Raw genomic sequence first — 20,159 nt, forward strand, 5'->3', positions numbered from 1 at the left:
CCTTATTTTTAGAAGAAACGAGGAGTTGTCATTTTGCCTTTGTTTGAGAAGAATTCATAACGCAGGAATATCTCATGTGAACCTGAATTATAATTATTTAATTTGGTAGTTTCTCGATCATAGCCATAACCTAAATAAAGTCCGTCTGTAATCTGAAATCCGACCATAGCACTCAAAGAAGCGCTCCATCTATAGGCTGCACCAATCATAAATTTATCATAGAACATGAAATTTGCAGATACATCTACCTGAAGCGGTGCCCCTTGAACCATTTTAGTTAAAATAGCGGGTTTAAATTTTATATACTGATATTTATCAAGATCGAAAACATAACCTCCAATTAAATAGTAATTGATTTTGTCTTTGTAAATCGCAACATCATTATCGTCGTAACGATTTGTTTCAATAAAATTAGGGACAGAAAAGCCTATATATGCTTTATCAGAATGCCAATAAACTCCAGCACCAACATTTGGAGAGAATTTATTATTTAAATCCTGAAACTGAGGATCGCCTTGATCTGCAGGATTTAATTTGTTTACATCTAAGTTGAAGATATTTGCAGTTCCTTTAATACCAAATGAAAGTTTAAAATCTGCAGATGTCTGAATTGTATAAGATAGATCGACTGAGATGTTGTTTTCATTTGTAGGACCAATTTTGTCATTTACTAATGAAGCTCCTATACCTAGTCTGCTATTATTTAGTGGAGAGTTAACTGAGAAACTGCTTGTTTCTGGCGCTCCGTCAAGACCAACCCATTGAGTACGGTAAAGACCAAAAATACTAAGTGCTCCACGAGAACCTGCATAGGCAGGATTTATACTGATTGTGTTATACATATATTGTGTATACTGAGCGTCTTGCTGTGAATACCCTGAACATGTAACTAACAGAATGACGAAGAAAAATAATTTTGTTCTCATAGTAGATTTTATTAATTTAATAATTACTATTGACTTTTAAATCGCTGAAATTCAGTGTTGTTAATCAAAATTAATCAAAAATTTCGGATTTTTTAGCACGCTGCGAAAAAAGGTTTCGCAGCGTGCTTTTTGGTTATTTTGATAGATATAAATATCCGTCTAATTTATGATCTTGAACATTGTTGTTTCCATCCAGAGATTTATAGTTAATAATGTAAAAATAAGTTCCAGTTGGTAGTCCGTCAGATTGCTTAACAGTTGTTCTTCCTCTTGAAGTTCCATCAAAAGCATTTGTTGTATTGTTGTAATTTGTAGTTTCAAACACTAAAACTCCCCAGCGATTATATATTTCAACAGAATTGCCTGGATAACAAGTTGTGTCATCAATATTATCAATTTTGAAGAAATCGTTTATGTTGTCGCCGTTTGGAGAGAATGCATTATGTACTAATACATTACCACAAGCTAAGACTTTACAATCATCATTTATTTCCATGTTTAGAACTATGCTTCTAGGGCATTTTTCATCGGCTATTATATATTCGAAAACATATTTGCCTAATGCTAAACCAAAAGGGTTAAGAATGCCTCCTTGTAGGGCGTTGGTATTGTTTCTATCTTGCCAAACTCCCGTTGTAGGACTACCTTCAGGTAGCAAGTTGCTTAAATTAACCAATGTAGAATCATCGTTACATGCTGTGCCGCTAACCTCTACAACTCCATTTGGAACTACTATGATAGTAACAATTGCAGAATCACAATTTTCAGAACTTGACTTATCACAGATTGTGTAGTTGTAAGTATAAGTACCAGCAGGTGTTAAGCTAGATACGTTTACGTTTCCAGAAGCATCAACTGTAATGTTTGGATCTGTTTTGGTATTATTTCCTGCGGCAATAAGTGTAAAGTTTACTAAATCTATAGTTACAGGAGTTCTTCCTTTTAAATCGTTACTCAATATATTACCCACTACTCCAAAAGAGTTACATCCAATATTATTGAAGGTATCATCATTTGCAACTAGAGGAGAAATTATAGTAACAGTCACTATTGCAGTATCACAGTTTCCAAAATCTGCTTTTTCACAAATTTGGTAAGTTAATGTATATGTACCGCCTTGTGTATTTGGTGCAACATTTATAGTTCCGTCAGGACCTATTGTTATTGATCCTGTTGGGTCGGCAATAGTTGTTGTTAATGTTACATCATTTATGTTTACTGCCGTACCGTTTAGCGTATCATTAGTTAAAACGTTACCTACAGTAGTTTGTGTTGGACCTCCTATTATTGGCGCAGGATTATCATCATTAGCAACTATTGCAAATGTTGGTCTAGCAGTACAATATGGATCTGCTGGCGGATAATTTAATGTAATTGTCTCGCTAGGGTTTACAGATATAGTCACATTAGCTGTTGGGCGTAATTTCTCAAATCCATCAGGAGCTTCAATCCATTTGTTATTCTCAAAAACCCAGCCTGGCCAGTCAATTCCATTTCCTTGACCATCTACTATTGCACCTGGCCATAGTACACGTCCGCTTAATGGCAGATCGGTCATTGTTGTTACAATATTGTTATTACTGTCTGCCCATGCAATGGTCACTCCATTTACAGGAGTAAAGTTTACAGGTGTTACTACATAATCAACATAAGGAACATCATTAACACATATTGAGGTCGCTGTAACGGTCATTACTGGAGCTTCAATTGTAACTGTAACAGTTGCAGTATCGCAGTTGTCTGTCTGATCAGCTTCGCAAATTTGATATACCATTGATAATGTTCCTACTGGAGCATTTGGTAATACATCAACTGAACCATCAGCATTTAATTGTAAAAACTCGTTTGGTGTTACAGTTGTTATAATAACTTCGGATACAGTTACAGGATTTCCTTCCAAAGTATCATTTGTCAACACATTTAATACATTAGTTGTAGTATGATTTACTCCCGCAATTGGACCTGCTGTATCATCATTAGCTACAATGTCTTTGTATTCTTTACAGCTTACGCCGAAATCAATATCTAAATGAACTAAATCTTCTGGTGTAATTGTTACGACATAGCCACTATCTGTTGTTGTTGTACAAACGGTATGCAATTGCGTTTTATTTGTTTTTCCAGTTATGTTTTTAGCAGACATTGAAGGAATAACTTTTACCAAGCCAGTAAATCCTAAGTTTGCGGCCACAGTATCGAAATTAGCATCTCTTACCAATTTTACTGTATATTGTCCGTAAGGATTTTCTGTTTCTGGACGTTCTCTCCAGAATCCTTCAATTCCGACAATAACTTCTGCATGGAATCCATTTGGTCCATCAACAATTACATTGGGACTAAGTGCGTTTCCGAAACCACCTGCATTTAATTCCCCAACATTTTGAGTGCCAGTATAGCTTCCGTCTCCGTTAAGATCTATCCATTCCCATTGGCTGTAATCTATAGCTCCATTTGAATCTGGAATATTTTTAGTTACAACTCCGTCATTATTAGCATCGTACCATTCATCTTGAATTCCGTTGCTGTTAGTATCGTACCAAACATAATCTCCAAGAACAGGAAGTTTTGAAGCTCCGTATTCGAAGTTATGAACTTGGAAAACACATTCTTCTAGAGTAGTAAAGAATAAGCTGGAATCAATAGGATATAATTGATATGCACTATTTAAATTAGCATCTTGTACTTGTACTAAATAACTGCCGGCAGGCATTCCTGTGAAGCTGTACATTCCGTCTGCACCTGTAATATGCATTTGTATTGGTCCTGTAGTTGTTCCTTGAGGAATCAATGTTACAGGTACATTTGCAAGAGGAGTATTAGTATCTACATTTATGATTTGACCAGATATTTTAACTCTATAATTTGGCTCTGTAATCACAACTGTTGCAGTTGCTGTACAAGTTTCATTTTCAGTATTTACTGCAGATGTAGCAGTAACTGTATAGGTTCCAGCTGGTAGATTAGTATTTCCAACTACCTCATTATTTTGATTGGTAATAACCACAGTAGCTCCAGGACTGCTGGTAACTGCAATTGAACCATCGCTTTCTCCTTGGCAACTTACATTTGTTGCAATACCGCTCACCGAAACTTTATTTTCAACTGTAAAGGTTTGCACCAATTCAGTTTTATTACCTGCACAGTCTGTTAGAGTATAAGTTCTGGTTAAAATATAAGCCTCTCCATTGCATCCAGTGCCTCCATTGTTAGTGTCGCTTACAGTGATATTTACAGTTCCTGAGCAGTTGTCTGTCGCATCTTTTATATCATTTGGACTTCCTGCTGGAATGTCTGCTGCACTTTGTAGATTAGCAACATCTGCTGGTGCGGTACCAGTTGGAGGTGTAGTATCTCTTACAGTAATAATTTGAGTATAAGAAATTGAATTTCCTCCACAATCACTTGTTGACCAGTTACGAGTTAAGGTATATTCTGTACCGCATTCGTTTTTGATATCGCTTTTAGTTTCACTGAAAACAATTGGTAAGTTTCCATTGCAATTATCAGAAGCTTCCATATTAAATGGTTCTGGAACTGCATCACAAGAAACTGTAATGTCTGCTGGAAGGTCACCAACGAAAGTTGGTTTTGTAGTATCCTGAATTGTAATTACCTGAGTAAAAATGTCAGATGTATTACCGCAGCCGTCTTTTACAGTCCATGTGTTGGTGTAAGTTCCAGCGTTTGCACAATTTTCAGAAGCTACGAACTGTCCGCTAACTTTAGTGATGTTAGTAACATCAGCATCACATAAGTCAGAAGCTGTTGGGAACTGAGCCTGAGCAGTGGCAAGTGCTTCTGTATTACTGCACTCTAAAGTTACATCTAGAGAACCTGCTTGAGTTGTCCAAGTTGGAGCAGTTGTATCTTGAATTGTAATTATTTGAGTGAAAATCTCAGAAGTATTTCCGCAGTCATCTTTAACTGTCCAAGTGTTGGTATACGTTCCTGCATTTCCGCATCCTTGAGAAGCTACGAACTGTCCGCTAACTTTAGTGATGTTAGTAACATCAGCATCGCATAAGTCGGAAGCTGTTGGAAATTGAGCCTGAGCAGTAGCAAGACCAGCCGCATCACTACATTCTAAAGTTGCATTTAGAGTACCTGCAACAGTATTCCATGTTGGTGCTGTAGTATCTTGGATTGTGATTACCTGAGTGAAAGTCTGAGAAGTATTTCCGCAGTCATCTTTAACCGTCCAAGTGTTGGTATATGTTCCAGCATTTCCGCATCCTTGAGAAGCTACGAACTGCCCGCTAACTTTAGTGATGTTAGTAACATTAGCATCGCATAAGTCAGAAGCTGTTGGAAATTGAGCCTGAGCGATGGCAAGACCTTCAGGGTCATTGCATTCTAAAGTTGCATTCAAGGCTGTTGGAGCAGTTGTCCAAGTTGGAGCAGTTGTATCTTGAATTGTAATTATTTGAGTGAAAATCTCAGAAGTATTTCCGCAGTCATCTTTAACTGTCCAAGTGTTGGTATACGTTCCTGCATTTCCGCATCCTTGAGAAGCTACGAACTGTCCGCTAACTTTAGTGATGTTAGTAACATCAGCATCGCATAAGTCAGAAGCTGTTGGAAATTGAGCCTGAGCAGTAGCAAGACCAGCCGCATCACTACATTCTAAAGTTGCATTCAAGGCTGTTGGAGCAGTTGTCCAAGTTGGAGCAGTTGTATCTTGGATTGTGATTACTTGAGTGAAAGTCTCAGAAGTATTTCCACAATCATCTTTAACTGTCCAAGTGTTAGTATATGTTCCGGCATTTCCGCATCCTTGAGAAGCTACGAACGGTCCGCTTACTTTAGTGATGTTGGTTAAATCAAGATCGCAAGCACCTGAAGCAGTTGGGAATAAAGCCTGAGCAGAAGCTAAACCTTGTTGGTCGCTACATTCAACAGTACGATTTAAAGAACCTGCTTGAGTTGTCCAAGTTGGAATACTTGTATCTTGAATAGTGATTACTTGTGTGAATACGGAAGATGTATTATTGCAGACATCTTTTGCAGTCCAAGTGTTGGTGTACGTTCCAGAATTAGCACAATTACCTACAGTGAAAGTTCCACTTGTTTTTGTGTAAGTCACGGTTCCTCCACAATTATCTGTAGCAACGGGAGCTTGGCTTTGAGCAGTATTCAATCCTGAAATATCACTACATTGTAAAGTAACATTTAAAGAACCCGCTTGAGTTGTCCAAGTTGGAGCAGTATTATCCTGAATAGTGATCACCTGAGTGAAAACAGCAGATGTGTTATTGCAGACATCCTTAGCAGTCCAAGTGTTGGTATAGGTTCCAGAATTTGCGCAGTTTCCTGCAGTGAAAGCACCGCTTGTTTTTGTGTAAGTCACGGTTCCTCCACAATTATCTGTAGCAACGGGAGCTTGGCTTTGAGCCGCTGTTAATCCTGCCGCATCGCTGCATTGCAGAGTAACATTTAGTGTTCCAGCTGCAGTATCCCAAGTAGGAGCAGTATTATCCTGAATAGTGATCACCTGAGTGAAAACGGCTGATGTGTTATTGCAGACATCCTTAGCAGTCCAAGTATTGGTGTAGGTTCCAGAATTTGCGCAGTTTCCTGCTGAGAAAGCGCCGCTTGTTTTTGTATAAGTCACAGTTCCTCCGCAATTATCTGTAGCAACAGGAGCCTGGCCTTGAGCCGCAGTTAATCCTGCTGCATCGCTGCATTGCAAAGTGACATTCAGTGTTCCAGCCGCAGTATCCCAAGTAGGAGCAGTATTATCCTGAATAGTGATCACCTGTGTGAATACTGAAGATGTGTTATTGCAGACATCCTTAGCAGTCCAAGTGTTGGTGTAGGTTCCAGAATTAGCGCAGTTTCCTGCTGTGAAAGCGCCACTCACTTTTGTATAAGTCACGGTTCCTCCGCAATTATCTGTAGCAACGGGAGCCTGGCCTTGAGCCGCTGTTAATCCTGCCGCATCGCTGCATTGCAGAGTAACATTTAGTGTTCCAGCTGCAGTATCCCAAGTAGGAGCAGTATTATCCTGAATAGTGATCACCTGTGTGAATACTGAAGATGTGTTATTGCAGACATCCTTAGCAGTCCAAGTGTTGGTGTACGTTCCAGAATTTGCACAGTTTCCTGCAGTGAAAGCACCGCTTGTTTTTGTATAAGTCACAGTTCCTCCGCAGTTGTCAGTAGCAACAGGAGCCTGGCCTTGAGCCGCTGTTAATCCTGCCGCATCGCTGCATTGCAGAGTAACATTTAAAGAACCTGCTTGAGTTGTCCAATTCGGAGCAGTAGTATCTTCAATAGTGATTACCTGAGTGAAAACAGCTGATGTGTTGTTGCAGACATCTTTCGCAGTCCAAGTGTTGGTATAGGTTCCAGAATTTGCGCAGTTTCCTGCAGTGAAAGCACCGCTTGTTTTTGTATAAGTCACAGTTCCTCCGCAATTATCTGTAGCAACAGGAGCCTGGCCTTGAGCCGCTGTTAATCCTGCCGCATCGCTGCATTGCAGAGTAACATTTAAAGAACCTGCTTGGGTTGTCCAAGTTGGAGCAGTATTGTCTTGAATAGTAATCACCTGAGTAAAAACAGCTGATGTATTATTGCAGACATCTTTCGCAGTCCAAGTGTTGGTATAGGTTCCAGAGTTTGCGCAGTTTCCTGCTGAGAAAGCGCCGCTCACTTTTGTATAAGTCACAGTTCCTCCGCAATTATCTGTAGCAACGGGAGCTTGGCCCTGAGCAGCTGTTAATCCTGCCGCATCGCTGCATTGCAGAGTAACATTTAAAGAACCTGCTTGGGTTGTCCAAGTTGGAGCAGTATTGTCTTGAATAGTAATCACCTGAGTGAAAACAGCTGATGTATTATTGCAGATATCCTTAGCAGTCCAAGTGTTGGTATAGGTTCCAGAATTTGCGCAGTTTCCTGCAGTGAAAGCGCCGCTCACTTTTGTATAAGTCACAGTTCCTCCGCAATTATCTGTAGCAACAGGAGTCTGGCCTTGAGCCGCTGTTAATCCTGCCGCATCGCTGCATTGCAGAGTAACATTTAAAGAACCTGCTTGGGTTGTCCAAGTTGGAGCAGTATTGTCTTGAATAGTAATCACCTGAGTGAAAACAGCTGATGTGTTGTTGCAGATATCCTTAGCAGTCCAAGTGTTGGTGTAGGTTCCAGAATTTGCGCAGTTTCCTGCTGAGAAAGCGCCACTTGTTTTTGTGTAAGTCACAGTTCCTCCGCAATTGTCAGTAGCAACGGGAGCTTGGCCCTGAGCCGCTGTTAATCCTGCCGCATCGCTGCATTGCAAAGTGACATTCAGTGTTCCAGCCGCAGTATCCCAAGTTGGAGCAGTATTGTCTTGAATAGTGATCACCTGTGTGAAAACAGCTGATGTGTTATTGCAGACATCCTTAGCAGTCCAAGTGTTGGTGTAGGTTCCAGAATTAGCACAATTACCTACAGTGAAAGTTCCGCTTGTTTTAGTATAAGTTACGGTTCCTCCACAATTATCTGTAGCAACGGGAGCCTGGCCTTGAGCGGCTGTTAATCCTGCCGCATCACTGCATTGAAGAGTAGTGTTAAGAGCAGTTGCTGCAGTTGTCCAAGTTGGGGCCGTGGTATCGTTAATTGAAATAGTTTGTACGGCGGTGACATTTCCACAACTTGTTGTAACTTTAAAAGTACGAGTAACTACAATTGGACATGTTCCTGTTGCAAAATCAGAATAAGATATGGTGTAAGATCCAATTGAGCCACTATTAGAGATTGATCCTCCGGCTGTGTTTAATTGGGCAAGCGTTATATTGGTGCTTGCAGCACTATATGGAAGTCCTGTTATTGCAGCAGTACTACATCCTGAAATGCTTGCATTTGCAGGCGCGACAAGAGCAGGTGCTGGGCTAATTGAAACAGTTACATCAGCAGAAGTTAATTCACAGTTAGTAACGCCATTTTTTACTTTTACTTTATATACTCCGCTAGCTGTAGCCACAAGAGTAGAAGAAGTTTCGTTTGGCAATACTGAATTATCTTTATACCAAACATAAGTTGGTGAGGCTGCATTTGTATTCGCAGTCAAAGTAGTAGACCCGCATGCTGTTAAAGTTCCTGTAATCACAGGTGCACACGGAACAAAATAACTAGGACTGGTTATTGCCTTCGAATCATTGGCACAAGATGAATTTTGATAATTCAAAGTTGAGGTGCTGACAGTTTGATTTCCGCAAGCAGATCCAGTTGGAGTCAATTGATAATTTAAAGTAATGGTTTCTGAGTTTAAGAAATCGGTATTCCATGTAATTACTTGTCCAGATAATGAAGCTGTACCTTTAGTTGTTGTAATTGCACTAATTGTAAAGCCTGGAATAATGGTTTCTTTAGCAACCAAACTTTGAGCAACCCATGAGATTTGAGTAGCAATCTGGTTGTAAATAGCAGTAAGATTAGCTCCGCTTTGTGTAATATAAGCAGCACTTCCCTGAATATTATCTAAAGTATATTTAGCAATATTTTGATCACTGTTGTTCGTATTTATATTTCCGCTGATACCACCAAATAGACCTACAGAAAAAACTTGATTGTTGTATACAACACTATTTTTTGTTGTAGTCTTAGCGTTTGTTGCAGCATTTATAGCATCTGTAACGCATTGAGATGTTTTACTAACATTACAACTAGTATTTCCATTTGTGCCAGTTCGATTCGTAACCCCATCCGTAAGTAAAATTATTGCTCTTGCTGTACTACAATCAAAACGGCCATTGGTTTCCAATTCTGTTTCAGATCTTACAATACCAGCATAAATATTGGTTAAATCAGTAGCCTGTAAAGAATTAATTTGATTCGTGATGAGAGTTACACCATTAGCATCTAAATAAGTTAAGCCTATTTTTAGCGTAGCAGTAGTACTGTAAGCAACAATTGCAATTCGGTTTTGAGGATTTGCTTTTGCTTGATTAAGAAAAGCCAATGCAGCATCTTTAGCATAATCCATGGAGGTTTTAAAATCCCCTTGAATTGTGTTACCCATACTACCCGAAATATCAATAGCAAGAACTACATCAGAATTTCGAGTAATCGGATTTGCACCTGTAATATCTACTTTTACATTTACAACACCGCAATTAGTTGAATTAGCCGTTACGGTTTTGTTTGTAGTTATTGTTTGTGCAAGACCTACTGTTGATGACAGAAGAAATAATACAACAAATTGTATTTTTTTTATATCTCGTAAAAAATTGTTTAAAAAAAGTAATTGTTTTTCCATTTTAAATCATTTTAAAAGAACTTGATATATCTCGTTTAATCATTAACTGGATTAATGATGTAGGTGTGTAAAACAGTAGCAACAGAATAGTTGGTACAGTTTTTTGAAGTTGCGGTAATCTCATTGCAAGACCATTTTTGTATTGAAGTGCCTGCAGGAATTGTGATGTGGATATAAAAATTTGCAGATTCTCCAGCGCTAAGTGTTATTTCACTTAAAGAATTTCGCGAAGAATTTATAAAATCAGTATTGATCGAAACATTTCCTGAAGCAGAACTTCCGTCAGTATTTGTGCAAGAAGAATTAATATTCTTAGAGCTTAAAACAAAAGTGTCTGCAGATGAGCTGTTGTTCGTCAGAACCATAGAGTAGTAAGTCCCATCGAGAGGAGTGCTCCTGATGTTTCCATTGTTTTCCACAATCAACGTCGCATTGCACGAACCTGATTGCGCTGATGAAATTGTAGCGACAAAGAGAAAGAGTAATGTCATTAAATTTTTCTCAAAAATATTTTTCCAAGAAAAAATCGACATACAATCGCTTACAAATTTCACTGCTTTTTCAAGAGTAGATTTAGTTTTCATAACTTAAGATTTTATTTTAAAGTATTTATGAAATTTTAACAGAATCAAAGTTATATTAGAGTTTTTCTAATATGATTTTTTTATCTGTAACTAACCAAAAAACTCGTTGAAGTGTTGTTTTTTTATAAAAAATTGACTCGAAAACGCATTTTTTTAACTCAAAAAAGTAAAATTTTTTCGTACATTTTTTTGCTTTTTTGGTGAAAACGACTTTGTTTTAAATGTTGTAAATGATTAAAAATCAAGTATTTAGTTAAAATTTTAAAAAAATGCATAATATCGATTAAATGCTAATTTCATGGATGAATGACATAAAATAAACATTCTTCTTTTTCGATTTTATGTTAATGTTAATGTTTTGCGAATAATGTATTCTTGTTAAAATTTTTGTTATAATGTTAACAGAAGTAAAAAAAAGAAAAGGTTTAAAATTTCTTTTGTAAATTAGAACTTAATTAAAAAATGACCTGCAATTCAGGTTTTTAAAATTTGCTACTTATGAAAAATCTTATATTAATACGTCATGCCAAATCTAGTTGGGAAGCACCATTGAAAGATTTCGATCGCCCATTAATGAAAAGAGGAATTTTAGATGCACATGATGTTTCATTAAATATTTCAGAGTATCTTCCAAAAACGTATATTATTTGGAGCAGCCCTGCGGCGAGAGCCACAGAAACTGCTTTAATTTTTGCGCAAAACATATCTTATCCATTAGAAAGTATTATTTTTAAAGATGATCTATACACTTTTGACGAGAAACAACTCGAAAAAGTTATTAAATCGTGTGATAATAGTTTTGAAAGCGTTATTCTTTTTGGACATAACGAGGCTATTACAAATTTTGTTAATAAATTTGGGGATGTTTTTATAGAAAATGTACCAACCTCAGGCTTTGTTTCGTTACAGTTTGATGCCGAAAGTTGGGACACGATCCATAAGGGCAAAACACATAAAACTATTTTCCCCAAAGATTTAAAATAATTACAGTGTACGAACAGAAATATATCGATAGAGAAAAAAGCTGGTTAGCGTTTAATGCAAGAGTACTTCAAGAAGCAGCAGACAATACAGTGCCACTTTTAGACAGACTGCGTTTTGTTGGAATTTTTTCAAACAACTTAGACGAATTTTTTAGAGTTCGGTACGCGGCCATTCGACGATTGAGTCTCTCAGGTATTTCTGGAGAAAAATATTTAGGTGGTATTTCTGCTCACCAATTAATTAAAGATATTACCGAAATCGTAATTCAGCAGCAATCCGAAAGTTTGCGTATTCTAGGAAATATTGAAGCTGAGTTAGAATCTGAGAATATTTTTATTATCAACGAAACTCAGATTACACCAAAACAAGAGTGTTTCTTAAAAGACTTCTATACCCAAAAATTGAGTCCGGAATTGGTAACCATCATTTTAAATGATTTGGCCGTTTTTCCAATTCTAAAAGATACTTTAGGATATTTGGCAGTTCGTTTGGAATTAGCTAATGATGAGGTTCGTTATGCTTTAATTGAAATTCCAAAAAACATTAACAGATTTGTTGTGCTTCCTTCTGAGGACGAAAAACAATATGTCATTTTAATTGACGATGTTATTCGTTTCAAATTGAAAAACATCTTTAATATATTTGATTATAAGAGCGTTTCTGCGCACATGATCAAAATTACGCGTGATGCGCAATTGGATATAGATAGTGATTTGAGTAAAAGTATGCTCGAAAAAATTTCGAACTCTGTAAAAGATCGTCGAATAGGAGAACCTGTTCGTTTTATTTACGATAATTTAATTGAAGAAGATACCCTACAATTTTTCTTAGATAAAATGAAAATTGTAGAAACAGATAGTATAATCCCTGGAGGAAGATATCACAACCGCCGAGATTATATGAGTTTTCCAAATCTTGGCAGATATGATTTGTTGTATAAACCAAACGAACCGTTGCCAGTTCCAGGTTTGAGTTTGGAAGGAAGTATTCTGGAAAAAATCTCTAAGAAAGATTATTTGGTTCATGCACCATATCAATCATTTTCATATCTGACTAAATTTTTGCGTGAAGCTGCTTTAGATCCAAAAGTAACCAGCATTAAAATTACCTTATATCGTTTAGCTAAGAACTCGCAAATCATCAGTTCACTAATAAACGCTGCCAAAAACGGTAAAAGAGTAGTGGTGCAAATTGAACTTCAGGCACGTTTTGATGAAGCTTCGAATATTTCGTATGCAGAACAAATGCAGACAGAAGGTATCGAACTTATTTTTGGTATCAAAGGATTGAAAGTACACAGTAAAATTTGTGTAATCGAAAGATTGGAAGAAGGCAAAAATCGTCGTTATGGATTTATTTCAACTGGAAACTTCAACGAGTCAACAGCTAAAATTTATACCGATGTAACGCTATTTACTTGTCATCAAGGAATTTTAAAAGATACCTCTAAAATATTTGAATTCTTTGATATCAATTATAGAGTTCACAGATACAAACATTTAATTGTATCGCCTCATTATACAAGAACTAAATTCATCAAACTGATTGATCGTGAAATTCTTCATGCACTTGCTGGAAGAAAAACGCATATCAAATTAAAAATGAATAGTTTATCCGATTTTAAAATGATCGATAAATTATATGAAGCAAGTAATGCAGGAGTAAAAATTCAGCTTCAGGTAAGAGGAATATGTTCTCTAATTCCAGGAATTCCAGGTATGAGCGAAAACATCGAGGCCATAAGTATTGTAGATAATTACTTAGAACATTCGCGAGTTTATATTTTCGGAAATGCTGGTTTGACCGAAGTTTACATTTCGTCTGCTGATTTCATGACCAGAAATCTTGACGGAAGAGTAGAAGTAACCTGTCCGATTTACGACCTTGAAATCAAAAAAGAATTGATTGATAACTTTAATATTGCGTGGAAAGGAAACGTAAAAGTGAGATATCACTCCTATAAATTAGATAATAAATATAAGCCTAAAAATCATCATGCCCCATTTAGAGCACAATTTGAAACCTATAAATATTATCAGAATAAAGTAGCCATACTAGAAGAGGTGCCTCAAAAAATAAATTAATAATAAATACCAATTTCAAATCATAAAGTGAGCATGATTAATATTAGGAAGTTTGCAGCGATAGATATCGGTTCAAATGCCATGAGGCTTTTGATCGCTAACGTTGTGGAACAAGAAGGTAAAGAACCGCAGTTTAATAAAAGTTCCCTTGTTCGTGTGCCAATTCGTTTAGGACAAGACGCCTTCACAGTTGGAGAAATTTCACCAGAAAATATAGATCGAATGGTAGATGCCATGAAAGCATTCAACCTTTTGATGAAAGTACATAAGGTAGAACGTTATATGGCATTTGCAACTTCTGCAATGCGCGAAGCCTATAATGCAAAAGAAGTTGTGGCTTTAATTAAGAAAAAAGCCGACATTAAAATCGAGATTATCGATGGTAAAAAAGAAGCGGCAATTATTGCTTCTACAGATTTGCATCATTTAATTAAATCTGATGAAACCTATCTTTTTGTAGATGTTGGAGGTGGAAGTACCGAGTTTACGTTATTCTCTGACGGGAAAATGATTACTTCAAGATCTTTTAAAGCGGGAACTGTTCGTTTGTTGAACAATATGGTTCATGATTCAGTTTGGGATGAAATCGAAAAATGGATTAAAACCAACACGGCAGATTATGATGAGGTAACGCTGATTGGTTCTGGAGGAAACATCAATAAGTTGTTTAAAATGTCTGGAAAACAGCAGGAAAAACCACTTTCGTACATTTATGTTAATTCACAGTATGCATTTTTAAATTCACTGACTTACGAACAGAGAATTGCCGAATTAGGTTTGAACTCCGACCGTGCCGATGTAATTATCCACGCAACCCGTATTTATCTGAATGCAATGAAATGGAGTGGTGCACGCCAGATTTATGTTCCTAAAATCGGACTTTCCGATGGTATCGTAAAAGCAATGTATTACGGTAAAATTTAATATTTTATTTAAATGAATAAAGGCAGACTTGAAGCTTTCAGTGATGGCGTTTTGGCAATCATTATAACTATTATGATTCTGGAAATTAAAGCGCCTGAAGGGCATGAGTTTTCAGATTTAAAACCGCTTATTCCGAAGTTTTTGAGCTATATTTTGAGCTTTATTTACGTCGGGATATACTGGAATAATCACCACTATTTACTTCATAGTTTGTCAAAAGTAAACGGAAAAGTATTGTGGAGTAATCTGCATTTTTTGTTTTGGCTGTCTTTAATTCCCGTTTCTACTGCTTGGATGGGAGAACATAATTTTGAAAAAGCTGCAATGACAATGTATGGTGTTGTGTTGCTTCTTTCGGCAATCTCTTATATTATCTTGCAATACACTATTATGTGCAGTGAAGGAAGCAATTCTGCTTTAAGAAAAGCACTTAACAAAGATTATAAAGGCAAAATCTCCTTAGTTCTATACATTATCGGAATTGTTACGGCATTCTTTAACCAGTGGGTTTCTGGAGCTGCTTATTTTACAGTTGCAATGTTATGGCTTATTCCAGACAAAAGAATCGGAAGAATTTTTTCTTCAAACGAATAATATATGAAATCTGTCTTTCAGTCCATTCAAGATTTTTCTGCCGATGAAATAAATCTTTTAGATAGTTTGATCACATTTCGAACAGTAAAAAAAGGAGAACTTTTATTGGCTGAAAATCAGGTTTGCAATGAAATAGTTTTTATCGAAAAAGGAATTCTTCGTTCCTTTTTTTTAAATCATAAAGGAGACGAAATCACCAACTGTTTTGCTTTTGAAAACGAATTTATGGCTTCTTTTGCCAGTTTTATCACAGGAGAAAAAGCAGAAGAAAATATTCAGGCTTTAACCGATACAGAATTACAAATTCTAGACCGAAAATCTTTAGAAAAACTCTACCAATCAGGTTTTAACTGGCAAGAAACAGGTAGGAAATTAACCGAATTAGAATTTGTAAACCTGCACAAAAGGATGGTTTCTTTTCAGAAACTATCAGGAGCACAACGTTACGAAGAACTTTGCCAAAATCATCAAAAGTATATTCAGTTAATTCCGTTGCAATACTTAGCTTCTTATCTAGGAATCACCCCAAGACATTTAAGCAGAATTAGAAAAGCTGTGATTTGATATTTTTGTTTCACGCAGATTTAGAATGATTTGAGCAGATTTCTATCTGATTTTTTATTCATTTTAAATAGAAATTTGCATAAATCTATCACAGATCAAAATATCTGCATAATCTGCTCAATCTGCGTGAAAAATTATTTTTAGCTTACCAAAAGACTATGTGTTCAAATCAAGATTTGTTTTTTGCTCTTTTACATGAGAATAAAAACTATGTTTCTATGTGTTTAAATTTTAGGCTGAGATTGAAAATATTCTTTTAATCTGTGATCTCGATAGCTATCGAGGCGATAAAAAAAGCTTTTTAGGACATTTGTCCAGTAAAAGAAAATATCCTAATAGTATTTTTGAAAAAACATAAACATGAAAAAAATACTGATTATAAACGGACACCCGAATGCAGAAAGCTTCAATTTTGGAATTGCAGAATCGTATCAAGAAGGTGCAATCGCTTCTGGCGCAACAGTAGAAACCATTACAATTGCCGATTTAAATTTTAATCCAAATCTTAAATTTGGGTATCAAAAGCGAACAGATTTAGAACCAGATTTACTGGAATCTTGGAAAAAAATCAAAAGAGCAGATCATTTGGTTTGGATTCATCCTGTTTGGTGGGGCGGACTTCCAGCGATAACAAAAGGTTTTATTGACCGATTATTTCTGCCGGGAATGGCTTTTCAATATCGTGAAAATTCAGTTTGGTGGGATAAATTGCTAAAAGGCAAAACGGCTCATATCATCACAACTCTAGATCAACCAAGTTGGTATTATAGATTGTTTTTCGGAAGACCTAGTGTAAATCAGTTAAAGAAATGTACTTTAGAATTTTGCGGTGTAAAACCCGTAAGAGTAAGTTATATCGGAATTATAAAAGGTTCTAAGGAAGAGCAAAGAAAGAAATGGCTTGAAAAAGTCTACAATTTCGGACTTAAAAACAAATAATTTTTGTTACAAATTACCAGAATAAATTGATTCGCGGTAGAAACAAGAGATTAAAGATTTATATCCAATCCAAATGTAGTGCGTAAAAGTTCAATGCTTGGATTGATTTCTAAGAAGCGATTGTATCGATCTTGATCGTTAAGAGCTCTTACTGCTTTAATCTCTTCGTTTACAATTACTTCAATTGTAATGTCATGATTATGTAAGTGACCTTTTAAATATCCTAATAAACCGTTCATCTGACCCTCAAAATCCAATTTGGAACCTTCATTTGGCAGCTCATAATAAATTGTTGTGCCGTCCAGAGTAGGGTCACTAATCAATAGAATCGATTCCATAATCTTAAGACCTTTTTGGCCTAAACGTTCCGCATATTTGTTCCAATGAAGACGCATATCGGTTTCGTTAAATTCTTCAGTTAGAAAAACAGTAGTAGGCTTAACGTACGATTTGCTGTTTGCTTCCATTTCTTTTTTCTTGCGAATACTGGCAAGAGAAAAAGCAGAGACTTTGGGAGCACCATTTGTTTCTGTTTTTGGAGCTTCTGGAGTTTGAACTTCTGGAGTTTCAGCAACTTGCTGCGGTTGAGAAACGGCAGTTTTAGTTTCAGTTACAGCTTGAGAAGTTGGATTCTGAGTTGCAGTAGAGCTTTCGACTTTCTGCTTTGGACTTTGGACTTCTACAATAGAATAGCCTCCATTTTTAAAGTAAACAGGCGGAATTATGAATTGCTCAACTTTTTTTTTTCTCCATCAAAGTTGATAGAGGCCAATTGCATCAAGCATAATTCAATTAAAAGGCGTTGATTCTGGCTTAATTTGTATTTTAAATCGCAGTCGTTTGCAATGTCAATTCCTTTAAGTAAAAACTCTTGAGAACATTTTTGAGATTGAACGGCATACATTTGCTGCGCTTGTTCGCCAACTTCTAATAAAGTAATAGTAGAAGGTGTTTTGCTTACTAATAAATCTCTGAAATGAGAAGCCAAACCAGCAATAAAATGATGTCCGTCAAAACCTTTGGCTAAGATATCATTGTATGCCAATAAAAGCTTCGGAATTTCATTTTCCAGAAGTAAATCGGTAATCGAAATGTAAGTCTCGTAATCTAAAACGTTTAGATTTTCTGTTACTGCCTGACGCGTTAAGTTGGTTCCGCAGTACGAAACTACACGGTCAAAAATAGACAGAGCATCACGCATCGCACCATCAGCTTTTTGAGCAATAATGTGCAATGCATCGTCTTCAAAAACGATTCCTTGACTTTCAGCAACATCAGCCAAATGTTCTTTAGCATCTTTTACTGTAATTCTTTTGAAATCAAAAATTTGGCAACGAGATAAAATCGTTGGAAGAATTTTGTGTTTTTCTGTTGTTGCTAAAATGAAAATAGCATGTTTTGGCGGTTCTTCTAACGTTTTAAGAAAAGCATTAAAAGCAGCCGAAGACAACATATGGACCTCGTCAATGATATATACTTTGTATTGTCCAGTTTGTGGCGGGATTCTAACCTGATCGATAAGGTTACGAATATCATCAACTGAGTTGTTTGAAGCAGCATCTAGCTCAAAAACGTTAAATGCGAAATCTTCGGTAGGATCGTCATATCCAGGCTGATTTATCTTTCTAGCCAAGATACGGGCGCAAGTAGTTTTACCAACTCCACGTGGTCCTGTAAATAAAAGAGCAGAAGCTAAGTGATTGGTTTCAATAGCATTCAACAAAGTGTTTGTAATGGCTTTTTGTCCCACAACATCCTTAAAGGTTTGCGGGCGATATTTTCTTGCCGATACTACAAATTGTTCCATATTCTCTTTTATTGGATAGCAAATATAGAGTATAATTTAATGATTTAAAAATTTAAAAATTGAAAGATTTTTAAGTGATTGAATTGTAGAAAGAAAAAAAAATTATCTGCAACGTTTAAAGAAAAAGTAATACTTTTAATGCAAAATATTTAACAGCCTATTTATTATTAATTAGAAAATATGAACGCAAAACAAATCGTTAGATTAAGTAATATTATCGGAATCACTTCTATACTTTTATTAGTGTATTGGGTTTTTACATTTATTGTAATTGAGGTTTTCGGATTAAAGGTTTTTAGGGAAAATATGACCGAAAGCTTTTATTTGAGCATTCTCGGAATTCTTGCTCTTATGGCTGGATCTCTTATAGTGAATCTCATGTTTAATTTAACGAGAATTGCCGAAAGAAAAAATGAAGAAGCAGTAAATGTCAAATCCACCAGACGTAAAGTTTTGACTTTGCTTTTAATTTTTCCATTAATCCTGATTATACTTTTTGGAGGCAATTATCTGACTTCTGCTAAAAAAGAAAAAATGCTGATTGATTCTGCAAAATCTATTATAGAATCAAACAAGTCAAATAGTGATAAACTTCTAAATTATACTTTTTCTAAAGCATATATCAAGGAAACCACTGGTATTTTAAGAGTTTTGTCTGAAACAGATAAAAACTTCCCAAGTGTAACCTTAATTGTAAAAGATTCCATTAAAGGTTCTTCTGTTTTTCTTGGTTTTAATGCATATTACAATGAAAGTTTGGATACAAATGATAGTGTACAGCCTAAGAAAGTAAATTATATTTATAAGACAACTAAAGAAGAAAGAGCTTATTTGAATGAGGTTTTTGATAAAAACAATGATGAATTGCGCTATAGTTCGAGAAAAGGAAATTATGAATTGTTTTATCCATATAAAAAGAATGGAAAAACGATCATTATCTACTTTTCTGAACAGCAGCGATATGGCAAAATAGGAAGCTGATAAATTTATAAGTTATGAAGAAGTATTTTCTACTGTTAGTTTTGCTTGCATCATTTGGCGGAAAAGCACAAAAAACGCGAACGAGTCCAATTTATCAGTTGCGAATCTATGAGATTTTCGAAAGCAATAAAAAAGAATTTCACGAACGTTTTCGCGATCATGCCATGCGTATTATGAAGAAATACGATTTTAAGATTATTTCTATTTACGAATCAAAATCAGATAAAAAAACCGAGTTTGTCTATTTTCTAGAATGGCCAAATGAAGCAACAATGAAAAAAGCTTGGGAAGATTTTAGAAAAGATCAGGAATGGATTGATATCAAAAAACAATATACAGCAAAATATGGTGATGTTGTTGGGAATATAGAAGATCGGGTTTTGACGAAGCTTGATTATTCACCTAATTAAAGTTTTTGTCGATAGAATTTATTGAAACCTTAAATTGAAAAATTTGAGGTTTTTTTATGTGCTTCTATTAAGAAAAGAACAAAATTCAATTACTGAAAAACTTATAAAACTCATCCTAATATCATATAAC

At 35.9% G+C, this 20,159-nt stretch carries 13 protein-coding genes; 8 read left to right on the forward strand and 5 right to left on the reverse strand.

Features of this window, described 5'->3' with window-relative positions:
- Window positions 1–8 precede the first annotated feature (8 nt).
- The 3 genes from JI750_RS15860 to JI750_RS15870 all read right to left on the reverse strand — a co-directional run bounded on the left by JI750_RS15860 (window position 9) and on the right by JI750_RS15870 (window position 10,742).
- The gene (locus tag JI750_RS15860) at window positions 9–926 is read right to left on the reverse strand and encodes a PorP/SprF family type IX secretion system membrane protein (protein WP_202004070.1); all 918 of its coding nucleotides are present in this window, start codon (window positions 924–926) and stop codon (window positions 9–11) included.
- Between the two features lie 133 nt (window positions 927–1,059).
- Complete coding sequence (locus tag JI750_RS15865) at window positions 1,060–10,158, reverse strand: HYR-like domain-containing protein (RefSeq protein ID WP_202004072.1); 9,099 nt, start codon at window positions 10,156–10,158, stop codon at window positions 1,060–1,062.
- A gap of 35 nt (window positions 10,159–10,193) precedes the next feature.
- Complete coding sequence (locus tag JI750_RS15870; RefSeq protein WP_202004074.1) at window positions 10,194–10,742, reverse strand: hypothetical protein; 549 nt, start codon at window positions 10,740–10,742, stop codon at window positions 10,194–10,196.
- 498 nt (window positions 10,743–11,240) lie between these two features.
- Between JI750_RS15870 and JI750_RS15875 the strand changes: the two genes are divergently transcribed.
- The 6 genes from JI750_RS15875 (at window position 11,241) to JI750_RS15900 (ending at window position 16,831) form a co-directional block, all read left to right on the forward strand.
- Window positions 11,241–11,726: a SixA phosphatase family protein gene (locus tag JI750_RS15875; RefSeq protein WP_202004077.1), complete on the forward strand. Its 486-nt coding sequence runs from the start codon at window positions 11,241–11,243 to the stop codon at window positions 11,724–11,726.
- Between the two features lie 5 nt (window positions 11,727–11,731).
- Window positions 11,732–13,810: a polyphosphate kinase 1 gene (gene ppk1, locus JI750_RS15880; RefSeq protein ID WP_202004080.1), complete on the forward strand. Its 2,079-nt coding sequence runs from the start codon at window positions 11,732–11,734 to the stop codon at window positions 13,808–13,810.
- A 33-nt stretch (window positions 13,811–13,843) separates the two neighbouring features.
- Window positions 13,844–14,734 carry a Ppx/GppA phosphatase family protein gene (locus JI750_RS15885; RefSeq protein WP_111363603.1) on the forward strand — a complete coding sequence of 297 codons (891 nt, stop codon included), beginning with the start codon at window positions 13,844–13,846 and terminating at the stop codon, window positions 14,732–14,734.
- Window positions 14,735–14,746: 12 nt separating this feature from the next.
- Window positions 14,747–15,328, forward strand: coding sequence for a TMEM175 family protein (locus tag JI750_RS15890; RefSeq protein WP_202004083.1), 582 nt, complete (start codon window positions 14,747–14,749; stop codon window positions 15,326–15,328).
- 3 nt (window positions 15,329–15,331) lie between these two features.
- Window positions 15,332–15,892 (forward strand): Crp/Fnr family transcriptional regulator, encoded by a 561-nt coding sequence (locus JI750_RS15895; RefSeq protein WP_202004086.1) that lies wholly within the window; start codon window positions 15,332–15,334, stop codon window positions 15,890–15,892.
- 360 nt (window positions 15,893–16,252) lie between these two features.
- Entirely contained in the window at window positions 16,253–16,831 is a 579-nt protein-coding gene (locus JI750_RS15900) for an NAD(P)H-dependent oxidoreductase (protein WP_202004089.1), read from the forward strand.
- A 50-nt stretch (window positions 16,832–16,881) separates the two neighbouring features.
- Here the strand turns inward: JI750_RS15900 and JI750_RS15905 are convergent, their stop codons facing one another.
- Together JI750_RS15905 and dnaX are read right to left on the reverse strand one after the other, a co-directional pair.
- Window positions 16,882–17,298, reverse strand: a complete 417-nt coding sequence (locus JI750_RS15905; protein ID WP_202004092.1) for a DUF8439 domain-containing protein — start codon at window positions 17,296–17,298, stop codon at window positions 16,882–16,884.
- A gap of 254 nt (window positions 17,299–17,552) precedes the next feature.
- Complete coding sequence (gene dnaX, locus JI750_RS15910) at window positions 17,553–18,638, reverse strand: DNA polymerase III subunit gamma/tau (RefSeq protein WP_202004094.1); 1,086 nt, start codon at window positions 18,636–18,638, stop codon at window positions 17,553–17,555.
- A 180-nt stretch (window positions 18,639–18,818) separates the two neighbouring features.
- On the opposite strand from dnaX, the gene JI750_RS15915 reads away from it, so the two are divergent.
- Entirely contained in the window at window positions 18,819–19,619 is an 801-nt protein-coding gene (locus JI750_RS15915; protein WP_202004097.1) for a hypothetical protein, read from the forward strand.
- Between the two features lie 14 nt (window positions 19,620–19,633).
- Window positions 19,634–20,029 (forward strand): NIPSNAP family protein, encoded by a 396-nt coding sequence (locus JI750_RS15920; RefSeq protein ID WP_202004099.1) that lies wholly within the window; start codon window positions 19,634–19,636, stop codon window positions 20,027–20,029.
- Window positions 20,030–20,159 lie beyond the last annotated feature (130 nt).

This window comes from Flavobacterium tagetis (assembly GCF_016735615.1).
GTDB classification, from domain to species: Bacteria; Bacteroidota; Bacteroidia; order Flavobacteriales; family Flavobacteriaceae; genus Flavobacterium; species Flavobacterium tagetis.